Source organism: Microbulbifer jejuensis (assembly GCF_047289955.1).
Lineage (GTDB): Bacteria > Pseudomonadota > Gammaproteobacteria > Pseudomonadales > Cellvibrionaceae > Microbulbifer.
On record NZ_JBLBUB010000010.1, the window covers coordinates 115563 to 128464 of the forward strand.

The following is a 12902-nucleotide window of genomic DNA, read 5'->3' on the forward strand; positions in this document are numbered from 1 at the left end:
AATCTATTGCTCAAGATGCCATTAAGTGCGGTGCGTGCTTGGGGGCGCCTTACAGGCTATTCATGCTTGTGTTGTTTTGCCAACTGGACTGCCTCGGATAGGGCCGCCATCAGGCTGCCACTACTGGCGTTGCCGCTACCGGCAATATCCAGAGCCGTGCCGTGATCGACGGAAGTGCGGATAAAGGGCAGGCCCAGTGTGATATTGACGGCGCTACCGAACCCTTTGAATTTTAACACCGGCAGTCCCTGATCGTGGTACATGGCCAATACGGCGTCGCACCGGGCCAGTTGGGGTGGTGTAAACAGGGTATCGGCGGGAAGGGGACCGATCAGGTGAAAACCCTGTGTGCGCAGTCTGGTCAGGGCAGGTTCAATAATCTCCAGTTCCTCCCGCCCCAGGTGGCCGCCCTCCCCGGCGTGGGGGTTGAGCCCGCATACCCCGATTCGGGGTGAGTTTATACAGAACTGTGTGCGCAGGCCTTGGTGCAAAATCCCAATAACCTGCTCGAGGTGCGGGCCGGTAATGGTGGTACTGACATCTTTCAGGGGAAGGTGTGTGGTGGCCAGGGCCACGCGCAGTCCTTTGGCGGCGAGCATCATTACCACCTGTCCGACACCGGCCTGACGGGCAAGGAATTCAGTGTGTCCGCTAAAGGGGATACCGGCATCGTTGATGACCCCTTTGTGAACAGGACCGGTCACCAGGGCATCGAAATTCCTGCTAAGGCAACCTTGCGTGGCTATTTTCAGGGTTTCCAGAACATAGGGGGCATTGGCGGTATTCAGGACTCCGGGAAGCCCCGGCTCAGCCATGGGTACTGCCTGTACATAAAGGCTGCCGGGCGGTGTCCCGAGGGCAGGGGATTGGGGGCCAAATGGCAAGAGCTGCAGGGGGAGATGTGCGTTGATGGCGGCTTGGCGCAGCAGTGCTGGATCGGCGATGGCAACCAGTTGCGCTGCGCTGCCCTGTTGGGCCAGCTTTACCACCAGTTCCGGGCCTATACCAGCGGGCTCGCCGGGGGTGAGGGCAATTCTGGGTATCATCGGGCCGCCGGTTTTCTATGAGAATCAATAAACCGGCACAAGGGGCCGGTCTTGTCGCGATACCGGATTTTTACCGCTGTTCATCGCCGGAATTGGCCTCTGCCTCCTCAGACAGCTTGATTTCCACATAGGCCTGGTCGCGAATTTCACGGCGCCAATTCTGCAATTCCTCTTCGTAGCGGCGATTGCGCAACAAATTGGCGGCCTGATTGCGGATATATTGGTCCGTCATATCCTGTTTGCGGCGGCCTTCGACCATCAGTATGTGCCAGCCAAACTGGCTGCGAAAGGGCAGGCTGATTTCATCAATGCTGGTCGTGTCCATGGCCTGGGTAAACTCGGGCACGAACTGCCCGGGCATGGACCAGCCGAGATCGCCACCGGAAAGCATAGAGCCAATATCTTCTGAGTTTTCACGCGCCAATTCGGCAAAGTTCTCACTGGCCATGGCTTCTTTACGCAGCCCGATCAGTTTGTTGTAGGCTTCGTCGTCAGTGAGAATGGCGGAAGGCTTGAGCAGTATATGGCGTACCTTGGTCTGCTCAACCAGTTGCTCACCGGCACCTTTCTGGGTGTGGATCTTAAGTAGGTGAAAACCGGCATCACTGCGGAAGGGGTCGGTGACCTCTCCCACCTTGAGGCCATTGAGCGCATCGGCAAACAGGGTGGGCAGCTCTACGGTTTTACGCCAACCCAGGTCGCCACCGGCGAGGGCGTTTTGCCCGGCGGAGTTGGCGATGGCCAGTTGGCGGAAGTCTGTACCCTTGCGGGCCTGTTGCAGCAGTTCTTCAGCCTTCTCACGGGCCTGTGTGACCTCACTGGCGGGGGCGCTGGAGCTGATGGGAATCAGGATATGGCCGAGCTCATACTGGGGGGAGCGCCAGAACGCCCCCTCCTTGGAGCGGAGAAAGTTGTCGATATCCTGCTCGGTGATCTGGATACGCCGGTTGACACTGCCCTGCTCCACACGGCGAATCATAAGCTCCTGGCGAATTTGCTGGCGAAAGCTTTTCATGCTCATGCCATCTGTGCGCAGGCGCTGGCGAAACACCTCCGGACTGACACCGGCATTCTGCTGTACCCGGGCGATCGCCTGATCGAGCTCTGCCTCAGAAATGGTGACGCCAGCTCGGGAGGCCATTTGTAACTGCAGCCGCTCAATAATCAGTTGTTCCAGTACCTGCCGGCGCAGTATATCCACCGGTGGCGCCTGCACCTGCTGGGCCTGGATTTGGGCTGCGATGGTATTCATGCGCTGCGCCAGTTCGCTGGCCATCACAACATCGTCATCGACAACCGCGACCACTTGGTCAAGTGTTTGTACTTGCGCCGTGACAGGGCCCCCGATCAGGGCGCAGGCAGCGAGAATGGAGGACAGGATAAATGTCGAGGTGAATTTCTGCGTTATTCTCATCACGGTTTCAGCTCTTCTCTCTGGTCAAAGTTGGCGATCCCCTGGGTCAGTATTTGGGTTACGGTTGCGCCGAAGCCGCCCAGACCTTTCAGTTGTATCTCGAGAAAGACGCCCTCGTCATACTCCAGATCCTCTGCCGCCACTATCCCGGCCAGGTTATTGTCCAGGGTACGACGCCACACCAGGCGCGCACGATAGCAACAGTCGTCATATTCGATACCTGCCAGGTATTCCAGTTCCCGATCCAAAGTCAGATCATAGGCCGCGCCAGCCATTATAGCGGTATGGGGGGTAATGGGCAGAACGGCGGAGCTGTTCAGCTGCCGGGTGGAGGAATCCACCTCGTTACCATCCTCAATTCCCCTGATTCTGTCATTTCGAACGTAGTTATAACCGAGATTAAAAATCCTGGCATTATCGTCAAAGTAACGCAGGTTGAAGTTACCGCGGTTTATGTTGTGTTCGGTGTCATCGTAGACAAGTTCGCTGTCAATACGCAGGGATTGCAGGGGCCGGCTCTTCAAGCGTGCGGCCAGCTCGGATCGGGGCGTATTCTCTATGAGTTCGCGCAGTCCGATTTGCGAATCGCTTGAATAGAAGGCCTGGCCGACACTGGCGGACAATAATTCACGCCCGCTGACGGGGTCGATAAAGCGCGTAGTCAGGCCCAGGGCAATTCGATCGGCATCGTCTATACGGTCATTTCCGGTAAAACGGCTGTTCCGGAACAGTTGGTCATAACTGGAGGTAAACAGCGAAGTATCGTAGAGCAGATTATTGCTCAGTGGATCAATAGGGCCAATGTCATTAATGTCATCCCCGCTGATATCGAAAAAACCGCTCTGGTCGGCACTGCTGCTGATCAGGGTGAACAAACGGGGCTCCAGGGTCTGGACATAATCGCGGTTGAAAAGATATCCATCCCGCTCAAAATAGAGGCCCGTGTCCAGAGTAAATTGGCCGGCGGAGGCACTCGGGGTGTTATTGGCATCCTCGGGCAGGAACAGGTCGCTGACTCGGTACCCCAGGTAACGTGCGGCTATGCCGGGCTTGAAATAGCCCCAGAGCCACGCCTTGTCCCATTGGAGTTCGTAATCCAGGCGTAGCCGATCCGCGTTAATAAAATCCCGGGTTCGACTGGTTACACTGTCCGGGTCGCCTATATCCCGGATAAAGGTGATTGTCTGGGTATCCTGATGGTCCCATATTGTGGCTTCGTTTTGCAGGGATAACAGCCAGTCGCCCCAGCGGTAATCGCCGTCCACATCCAGGCGTGGCAACTGGGTAAATGCATCAAAAACGTCATTTTCCAGCACCTGGTAGTCCTGGGCCCGAAGATTGACCCGCCAGTTCTCGAAATTGAGGCTACCCTGTACCGTCTGGTTCACCTTGGTTTCGGCATTGATTGCCAGGTTGGCGGTGCTCAGATCGCGGAAGTAATCAGGGTCACTGACCTGTGTGTAATCGATATGAGTACGCCAGACGCTGCCGCTGTAGCCGCCTGCCTGCTCAAGGTTAAACAGCCAGCGGTCCTCTCCCTTGTAGGGCAGCACCAGCTCTTGCGGAAAGCCCCTGTCGATCAATTCGCGGGAGAGGTCGTCATTGCCCCCCTTGTCATTGGGCAAATCCGCCGCCCGCACAATGGTGTTGAACACGGGGCTCAGGTGGCGGAACTCGACTTCCAGGCCGGTACCGCGGTATTGGATATAGCGCGGGGTAATGGTCGCATCCATCTGAGGGGCGATATTCCAATAGTAGGGAACGGCACCGTCCCAGCCGTTTTTATCGCTATTGCTCAGTGAGGGGAACAGGAACCCCGACATGCGGGCATCGTCTACCGGAAAACGAAAATAGGGGAGATAGAGCACCGGAACGCCCATTATTTCCAGGCGCACGTTCCGTGCCACCCCCTGGCTCTCGACTTTATCGATATTGATTTCACCACCGCTCAGCCGCCAGAACTCTCTGCCCGGTTCGCAGCGGGTGTAGGTGCCGTCTGTCAGGGTCAATTCCCCACTGGCCTGGCGGGCAGCAAAGGCAGCGGTGCCGTGAATAAAAATGTCGTGTACCACGTAGGTGGCGTCTTCTATGGAGGCTGCATTACTTTCTGTGTGCACTTCCGCCTCGTTGCCGCGTACCAGTAAATTGGGCTCGCGCAGTTCGATAGCGCCGCTCAGGTAGGCAGTGTTATTGGAGCGATTGATGTCCACTTGATCCGCAAACAGCTGGCGGTACCCCTGGGTGATATGTACATCGCCGCTCAGTTCTGCGCTGCCGTCTTCCAGCCACATTGACTGCTCGGCGGTGGCGCGCAACGGGGCCTCGTCTGGGGGTAGGTCCGCTCCCGGATAGTGCCGGGGGGGGGCGACAAAGGTGCCCGAGCAAATCGCCGGTAATCTGGCCCGCGCCTCCGGGGTCAGCTCTGAACGGGGCAGCCAGTCCAGATACAGGTAGGGGTTGTAGTCCGGATCTGCCGTGGGTGCCTGTTGTGCGTTGGCACACAGGGATTGCGCAGCGATCAGGCCGATAGTGAGAGAGTGGGCTTGAGCATTTTTAGCGATCGCCAGCGCGAGGCGGTGCCACCGGGAGACTTCGAGCATTAAACGATATGTTCCGGCTATCTTGAGTGTGTCTTTTATTGGGATAAGCGTGCGACAGCTATCCAGCCGGGGCGCGCAAAAAATCTTCGTCTGATTCTACTTGAATGTAGAGGTGGTTAATAGCCACAGGGTGGGTAGGGGTGGAAGGGGGGTATTGCCGCCGCTGGAAGGGTTACAATGCAGCCTGATAAATGGGAAACTGCCGCGGAATGAACAAGCGGTTGGCTGGTGAGATGGGTGAGGGGTGTGTTGTGAGTGATGACCTGCGGCGCGAGCAGCTGGCTCGATGGGTGGGTCGAGCCCTGGGAATGGACAGGGCTGCCGCGCTCTTCGATCTCGCCGGCGATGCGGGCTTTCGGCGCTACTTCCGCACCGGCACAGAACCCCGCTTGGTGGCTGTGGACTCCCCACCCCAGCGCACCAATCCCGCCCGCTTTGTGGCTCTGGCGGATTACCTGCGGCGCAATGGCCTTCATACCCCGATGGTGATTGCGGCGGATACCACAAACGGCTTCCTCCTGTTGGAGGATCTCGGGGATATCCAATTATTCTGCGCGCTCAATAAGAACAGTGTTGAGGGCCTTTATGCAGAGGTCCTGAGCGAACTGCTGTGTTTGCAGCAGATACCCCGCGAAGAAGTGCTGTTGCCAACCTACAGCAGGGAACTGCTGCTGGCAGAGATGCGCATTATGCCGGAATGGCTGGCGGGAAAAATGCTTGGCTATCCCCTCGGTGCACAGGATGCGCAGTTGCTGGAGCGGACTTTCCGGCTTTTACTCGAAAGTGCTGCCGAGCAGCCACAGACCCTGGTGCACAGAGACTACCACAGTCGTAACCTGATGGTCCGGGGGGGGCAACGCCCCGGTATCATGGATTTTCAGGATGCTGTCTGGGGGCCGGTCACTTACGATCTTGCCTCCCTCTTGCGCGATTGTTACATACGCTGGCCGCGTGAGCGCGTAGTGCGCTGGGCCCTGGCCTATGCTGCTACTGCCGAATCGGCGGGGATTTTGGAACCTGTGGCCCGGGAGAGGTTCTTACGTTGGTTCGACTGGATGGGCTTGCAGCGCCATATCAAGGTACTCGGCCTGTTTCCGCGCCTGCTGCTACGGGATGGAAAGCCGGGATATTTAGATAATCTGCCGCTGGTGATTCGCTATGTGTTGGAAATTTCCGAACGCTATCCTGAGTTGAGACCCTTTGGCGAATGGTTTCGCAGTGAGCTGCTGCCGCTGATCGAACAGCAACCCTGGTACAGCGATTACCGCATGGCCGGAGGTTAATGCAGGCAGGTTACAAAAAACAGGTTCCAAGAAATTTGTATAGATTAATAAGATGACTCACCGCACTAAGACGCCCCCGACCACTGCCATGGTGCTGGCTGCGGGCTTCGGGCGCCGCATGCGCCCGCTCACGGATCAAACGCCAAAACCCCTGCTGCCTGTTGCCGGAAAACCGCTTATAGAGCATGCCCTGGAGCGTCTGCAGGGTATTGGCGTCAGGCGCGTGGTGATCAACCTGGGCTATCTCGGTCAAAAAATCCGGGACTCCCTGGGCAGGGGAGAGCGCTGGGGGCTGGATATTCTGTATTCGGTCGAGCATGAAGAGCAACCACTGGGGACTGCCGGTGGCATCCTCAAGGCAATGCCACTTTTGGGGGATGCCCCCTTTCTGGTGGTCAATGGCGATGTCTGGTGCGACTTCGATCTGTCTCAGTGGGCGGCCCGGCCTTTGCCGAAGCATTGTCCTGGACGGTTGCTGATGGTACCAAACCCCCCGCACAACCCGGAGGGTGACTTCGGTATTGAACAGGGGCTGTTGTCGGGCTGCTCCAGGCCCCGCTACACTTTTGCCGGTATCAGCTGGCTGCGACCGGAGATGCTCACCGGCTATGCGAAATTGCGTGATTGCTTTGGTCTGGGGGAGGTATTTACCTTTAATGAAGACAGTTTGCAGGCAGAGTTGTACACCGGAGACTGGTGTGACGTGGGTACCCCGGAGCGCCTGGAGCGACTGCACCGCCGGTTGGCCGCAGAATATTGAGTGACTAAGGGTGTTGAAATGTCAGGATACAAGATTGCCCCATCCATCCTCTCAGCCGACTTCGCGCGGCTGGGGGAAGAGGTGGAAACCGTGTTGTCAGCCGGAGCCGATTGGGTCCACTTCGATGTGATGGATAACCGCTATGTGCCCAATCTCACCATTGGTCCCATGGTATGTCAGGCCCTGCGCGAACACGGCGTCGAAGCTCCGGTTGATGTGCATCTGATGGTGGAACCGGTAGATGACATGATCCGTATGTTCGCCGATGCCGGCGCCAACTATATCACCTTCCACCCGGAGGCATCCCGTCACCCGGACCGCTCCCTGCAGTTGGTCCGCAGTCTCGGCTGCAAAGCTGGCTTGGCACTCAATCCGGCCAGCAGCCTGGATGCGGCCAAATATGTTATGGACAAGCTGGATATGATCCTGCTTATGTCTGTAAACCCCGGCTTTGGTGGCCAGAAGTTTATACCCGCTACGCTGACCAAACTCAGTGAGGCGCGCAGGATGATCGATGAATCCGGCTTTGATATTCGCCTGGAAATTGATGGTGGGGTAAACCGGGACAACATTGCGGACATTGCCGCCGCTGGTGCCGACACCTTTGTGGCGGGGTCCGCCATCTTTAACGCCCCGGACTACGCTGAGGCCATCGGCGCTCTGCGCAGGAGCCTGGGTTGAGCAATGCCCCGCGGTTGGGTTCTTGCCTGCCGCACGGGGGGTTTGTAAACTTGTGCGCCTTGTAAAGAGGGAATCTCCGTGAATCGTGCTGCCCCCCTGACTATCCGCTGGCGATGGCGCCACTGACCCGTTGAGGCTCAATCGGTAATCACTGCCAATTCGGCCGCCTTCCCCTTAAGCGCTGCCTATACTCGGGCGCCAAGCCAAAAAATACAAAGACAGACTGGAGTCTCTATGACCCCAAGCGAATACGCCCGGCTCGTGTCTGCGGGCTATAACCGGATACCGCTGGTGCGACGTGTACTGGCCGATATTGAAACGCCTTTATCCACCTACCTGAAGCTTGCTGCGGGGCCCTACAGCTACCTGTTCGAGTCTGTGCAGGGAGGGGAAAAGTGGGGCCGCTATTCCATTATCGGTCTGCCGGCGCGGACCCTGCTGCGGGTACGCGGCAATGTGGTGACCGTGGAACGGGATGGCGAAGTGGTGGAGAGTGAGACCTCTGCGGACCCGCTGGCGTTTGTGGAGCGCTTCCAGAAACGTTACCGGGTGCCGGAATTGCCCGATCTGCCGCGCTTCCACGGTGGCCTGGTGGGCTATTTTGGCTACGACTGTGTGCGCTATATCGAATCGCGCCTGGCCTTAAGCGCGCCACCGGATACACTGGGCAATCCCGATATTTTGCTGATGGTCAGTGATGAGCTGGTGGTGTTCGACAACCTGGCCGGTGCGGTGATCTTTATTGTACATGCCGACCCGGAGCAACCGGCTGCTTTCGAGCGGGTGCAGCAGCGCCTGGATCGGCTGGTCAGCAAGCTCGCACAGCCGCTGCCGGATCTGGTGTCTCTGGACCTGGAGGGCATGGGTATCGAAGAGGGTGCCTTCCATTCCCATTTTGGTGAAGCTAACTTCAAGCGCGCGGTGGCGCGGGTTAAGGAATATGTCCTGGCCGGCGATGTGATGCAGGTGGTGCCGTCGCAACGGTTATCCGTACCCTTCGATGCGCCGCCGCTGAACTTTTACCGCGCCCTGCGCAGTCTGAACCCCTCGCCCTATATGTATTTTCTCGATCTGGGGGACCACCAGGTGGTGGGGTCCAGTCCGGAGATCCTGGTGCGTCTGGAGGAGGGGGAAATGACGGTGCGCCCCCTGGCGGGCACCCGCCGTCGCGGCGCCTCGGAAGAAGAGGATCAGGCCCTGGAGAGGGAGTTGCTGGCCGACCCCAAGGAGCGGGCGGAGCACCTGATGCTGATCGATCTGGGACGCAACGACGTGGGGCGTGTGGCGGAAACCGGCAGTGTGCGGGTGACTGAGCAGATGGTGGTGGAGCGCTACTCCCATGTCATGCATATTACCTCTAATGTGACCGGCCATATCAAGGATGGCCTGAGCGGTATGGATGCCTTGCGCGCTGCGCTGCCTGCTGGCACCCTGTCGGGAGCGCCAAAGATTCGCGCCATGGAAATCATTGATGAGCTGGAGCCGGAAAAACGCGGCATCTATGGTGGCGCTGTGGGTTATCTGGCCTGGAATGGCAATATGGACACCGCCATCGCTATCCGCACTGCCGTGATCAAAAATGGCCGGCTGTTTATCCAGGCCGGCGCCGGTCTGGTGGCGGACTCTGACCCCCAGTCCGAATGGGATGAAACCATGAACAAGGCCCGTGCGCTGTTCCGCGCAGCGGGCATGGCCCTGGCCAGTCGTTGTGATGCTGTAAAGACCGAGCAAAATGAGCGAAGCTAGTATTTCCCAAAAAATCACCTTTGTTGCACGCTGTCAGCGTATTGTTGCAGCGCCGCTGTTTAATCAGATGATTATCGGCATGATTTTGCTCAATGGGGTTGTGGTTGGACTGGAGACTTCCCGCTGGATGGTGGAGTATTTTGACGCACTGCTCGGAGGCATCAATCAACTGGTGCTGGGTGTGTTTATTCTGGAGGCGACAGTCAAGATTGTCGCCTATGGATCGCGCCCCTGGCGCTATTTTTCCAGTGGCTGGAATTGTTTTGATTTCACAATTATCGCCTTGAGCCTGATTCCCGCCGCGGGGCCGCTGGCAACCCTGGCTCGACTGGTGCGTGTACTGCGGGTTTTGCGCCTGGTGTCCGCTTTTCCTGAGTTGCGCGTTCTCGTGGATACCCTGCTGCGCAGCCTGCCGAGCATGCTGCATATTGCGCTGTTGATGGGAATTATTTTTTATATCTACGGCGTGGCCGGTTATTTTCTCTTCCACGAGGTTGACCCCGTACACTGGCGCAGCCTGCCAATCGCCCTGCTGAGCCTGTTTCGCATTGTTACCTTCGAGGACTGGACCGACATTATGTATATCGCCATGGAGGCAATGCCCTGGGCCTGGGTCTATTTTGTCAGCTTCGTAGTGATGGGGGCCTTCGTAATGATCAATCTGTTTATTGGGGTTGTGCTCAATAACCTGGAAGAGGCCAAATTGCGTCGTATGGATGAGATGTGCCTGCCACCGAGCCAGACAGAGATACTGCGGGAACTGCGCGCCACCCAGTTGTCTTTGGTACGTCTGCAAAAGCGCATGGAAGCAACCACTTATTCACCAAAGGTTATGGGGGCCGTGCAATGATTTTGATGATAGACAACTACGATTCCTTTACCTGGAATGTGGTGCAGTATCTGCAGGAGCTGGGCGTGCAAGTTGAGGTCAAACGCAACGACGAGTTTGCGCTTGAGGAGATTGAGGCGATGTCACCGGAGAAAATTGTGATCTCACCGGGGCCCTGCACACCCAATGAGGCGGGCATTTCTCTCGATGTGATTCGCCGCTTTGCCGGCAGGATCCCAATACTGGGGATTTGCCTTGGCCACCAGAGTATCGGTCAGGTCTTTGGCGGCAGGGTGGTGCGTGCACGCCGGGTCATGCATGGTAAAACCTCCCCTATAGTGCACAATAACCTGGGGGTATTTCACGGTCTTTCCAATCCCTTCGAGGCGACGCGCTACCACTCCCTGGTGGTGGAAAAAAACAGTTTGCCGGAATGCCTGGAAATCACCGCCTGGACCGAAACCGAAGACGGTGAGATAGATGAAATCATGGGGTTGCGCCACCGTGAACTGGCGATTGAGGGGGTGCAGTTTCATCCAGAGTCCATCCTCACCATGCACGGCCACGACATGGTGCGGAATTTTCTCGGGTCCTGATTTTCTGGGACAAATGATTGCGGGACAGGGTGCTGCCTGTCCCGCACAATAAACCACAGAGCAGGGCCAAGGGGAGCACCATGAATATTCAACAGGCTATCGCCAAGCTGGTGGATGGCGAACATCTCACCCGTGTGGAAATGCGCGGGACCATGGGCCAGATTATGCGTGGAGAGGCTGAGGAGGCGCAGATTGGCGCGCTGCTGATCGCAATGCGTATCCGCGGCGAAACCGTCGATGAAATCGTGGGTGCCGTGGAAACCATGCGTGCGCTGGCTACCAAGGTAGAGTTGAGCCTGGATAATACTGTGGATATTGTCGGCACCGGTGGTGACGGCGCCAACCTTTTCAATGTTTCCACTGCCAGCAGCTTTGTCGCGGCGGCGGCGGGGGCCAGGGTGGCCAAGCACGGCAATCGCTCCGTTTCCTCCAGCAGTGGTTCTGCCGACCTGCTCGAGCGCGCGGGCGTTTTTCTTGAGTTGAGTCCGGAACAAATGGTCCGCTGTGTGGAAACCATCGGTATTGGCTTTATGTTTGCCCCCAGTTTTCACAGTGCGGTACGCCATGTGGGGCCGGCACGCAAGGCGCTGGGATTGCGCACCATCTTCAATCTGCTCGGTCCCATGACCAACCCTGCTGGCGTCAAACGCCAGGTGATCGGTGTTTATGACAAGCGTTACTGTCGGTTGCTGGCAGAGGTGTTACAGCACCTCGGTTCCGAACATGTACTGGTGCTGCACAGCGATGATGGTCTGGATGAAGCCAGTCTCGCCGCGGACACGTTTGCCGCGGAGTTGAAGCACGGGGCCATTACAGAATTCCTGGTGCGCCCGGAGGACTTTGGCCTGAAGCGCCGCGACCTGAGTGGTCTCAGTGTATCCGGCTCCGAGGAGTCCCTGGCGTTAATTTGCGATGCTCTCGGCAAGCGCTCGACCGCGAAAGGACAAAAAGCTGCAGATATTATTGCCCTGAATGCCGGTTTGGCTATTTATGTGAGTGGTGTAGCGGCTACCGCCCGGCAGGGTGTCGCCATGGCACAGGATGCTATCCACAGTGGCCTCGCCGCCGAGAAAATCAACGACCTGGCTGCTTTTAGTAGCGCCTCTCGTCCAGAGGAAGTGCGATCGTGAACACACCGACTATTTTAAATAGCATTATTGCGCGCAAATGGCAGGAAGTACTAGAGCGCAAGTCCCGGTGCGCACTGGAAGAGATGCGTTTGCGCGCACAGGACCAGGCCCCGGTGCGGGACTTCGTGGCTGCACTGGAGGGCAAGATTGCCGAAGGCGAAGCGGCGGTGATTGCAGAAATCAAAAAGGCCTCTCCCAGCAAGGGGGTGATCCGCGAGGATTTTTTGCCTGCGGAAATTGCCACCAGTTATGAAAAGGGCGGTGCCGCCTGCCTGTCGGTACTGACCGATGTTGATTTCTTCCAGGGCGCCGACAGCTATTTGCAACAGGCGCGCAACGCGGTGCGTCTGCCGGTATTGCGCAAGGACTTTACCGTGGACCCCTACCAGGTTTACGAGGCGCGGGCTATCGGGGCCGATTGCATATTGCTGATCGCCGCCTGTCTGGAAGATCGGCAAATGCAGGATCTCAACGGCTTGGCACGGGAGCTTGACCTGGATGTGCTGGTGGAAGTGCACAACCGTCAGGAGTTGGAGCGCGCGCTGGTTGTGCCGAATCGTTTGATCGGTATCAACAACCGCGATCTGCACACCTTCGAGGTACATCTGGAAAACACGTTTAAATTGCTCGACCTGGTGCCCCCCGACCGCATTGTGGTGACCGAAAGTGGCATTCATACCACCGATGATGTCGCCGCCATGCGTGGGCACAGCGTCGATACATTCCTGGTGGGAGAGGCGTTTATGCGCGAGCGGGAGCCCGGGCGCAAACTGATGGAGATGTTTAACTGAGCTGTACTATTTTTTATATGACAAAA

General features: G+C 57.5%; 11 protein-coding genes. 8 read left to right on the forward strand and 3 right to left on the reverse strand.

Annotation, left to right across the window (positions count from 1 at the left end):
- Positions 1-56: 56 nt before the first annotated feature.
- From pdxA to ACL7TT_RS08520, 3 genes are all read right to left on the reverse strand, one after another.
- Positions 57-1046 carry a 4-hydroxythreonine-4-phosphate dehydrogenase PdxA gene (gene pdxA / locus ACL7TT_RS08510; protein WP_413394675.1) on the reverse strand — a complete coding sequence of 330 codons (990 nt, stop codon included), beginning with the start codon at positions 1044-1046 and terminating at the stop codon, positions 57-59.
- A 70-nt stretch (positions 1047-1116) separates the two neighbouring features.
- Positions 1117-2460: a peptidylprolyl isomerase gene (locus ACL7TT_RS08515; protein ID WP_413394677.1), complete on the reverse strand. Its 1344-nt coding sequence runs from the start codon at positions 2458-2460 to the stop codon at positions 1117-1119.
- Positions 2460-5060, reverse strand: a complete 2601-nt coding sequence (locus tag ACL7TT_RS08520; protein WP_413394679.1) for an LPS-assembly protein LptD — start codon at positions 5058-5060, stop codon at positions 2460-2462. The genes ACL7TT_RS08515 and ACL7TT_RS08520 overlap by 1 nt, the downstream gene beginning before the upstream one ends.
- Positions 5061-5269: 209 nt before the next feature.
- Here ACL7TT_RS08520 and ACL7TT_RS08525 point away from each other — a divergent pair, with 209 nt between their 5' ends.
- The 8 genes from ACL7TT_RS08525 (at position 5270) to trpC (ending at position 12876) form a co-directional block, all read left to right on the forward strand.
- The gene (locus ACL7TT_RS08525) at positions 5270-6343 is read left to right on the forward strand and encodes an aminoglycoside phosphotransferase family protein (protein WP_413394681.1); all 1074 of its coding nucleotides are present in this window, start codon (positions 5270-5272) and stop codon (positions 6341-6343) included.
- A gap of 52 nt (positions 6344-6395) precedes the next feature.
- Positions 6396-7103: a nucleotidyltransferase family protein gene (locus ACL7TT_RS08530; protein WP_413394683.1), complete on the forward strand. Its 708-nt coding sequence runs from the start codon at positions 6396-6398 to the stop codon at positions 7101-7103.
- Positions 7104-7121: 18 nt separating this feature from the next.
- Complete coding sequence (gene rpe / locus ACL7TT_RS08535; protein WP_413394685.1) at positions 7122-7784, forward strand: ribulose-phosphate 3-epimerase; 663 nt, start codon at positions 7122-7124, stop codon at positions 7782-7784.
- A 234-nt stretch (positions 7785-8018) separates the two neighbouring features.
- Positions 8019-9530: an anthranilate synthase component I gene (gene trpE, locus ACL7TT_RS08540; protein WP_413394686.1), complete on the forward strand. Its 1512-nt coding sequence runs from the start codon at positions 8019-8021 to the stop codon at positions 9528-9530.
- A complete protein-coding gene (locus ACL7TT_RS08545; RefSeq protein ID WP_413394688.1) occupies positions 9517-10380 on the forward strand; it encodes an ion transporter in 864 nt (287 codons plus the stop codon). The genes trpE and ACL7TT_RS08545 overlap by 14 nt, the downstream gene beginning before the upstream one ends.
- Positions 10377-10955 carry an anthranilate synthase component II gene (locus ACL7TT_RS08550; RefSeq protein ID WP_413394690.1) on the forward strand — a complete coding sequence of 193 codons (579 nt, stop codon included), beginning with the start codon at positions 10377-10379 and terminating at the stop codon, positions 10953-10955. The genes ACL7TT_RS08545 and ACL7TT_RS08550 overlap by 4 nt, the downstream gene beginning before the upstream one ends.
- Before the next feature lie 80 nt (positions 10956-11035).
- Positions 11036-12085: an anthranilate phosphoribosyltransferase gene (gene trpD, locus ACL7TT_RS08555; protein WP_413394692.1), complete on the forward strand. Its 1050-nt coding sequence runs from the start codon at positions 11036-11038 to the stop codon at positions 12083-12085.
- Positions 12082-12876 carry an indole-3-glycerol phosphate synthase TrpC gene (gene trpC / locus ACL7TT_RS08560; protein WP_413394693.1) on the forward strand — a complete coding sequence of 265 codons (795 nt, stop codon included), beginning with the start codon at positions 12082-12084 and terminating at the stop codon, positions 12874-12876. Before trpD ends, trpC begins: the two co-directional genes overlap by 4 nt.
- The last annotated feature ends 26 nt before the right edge of the window (positions 12877-12902 follow it).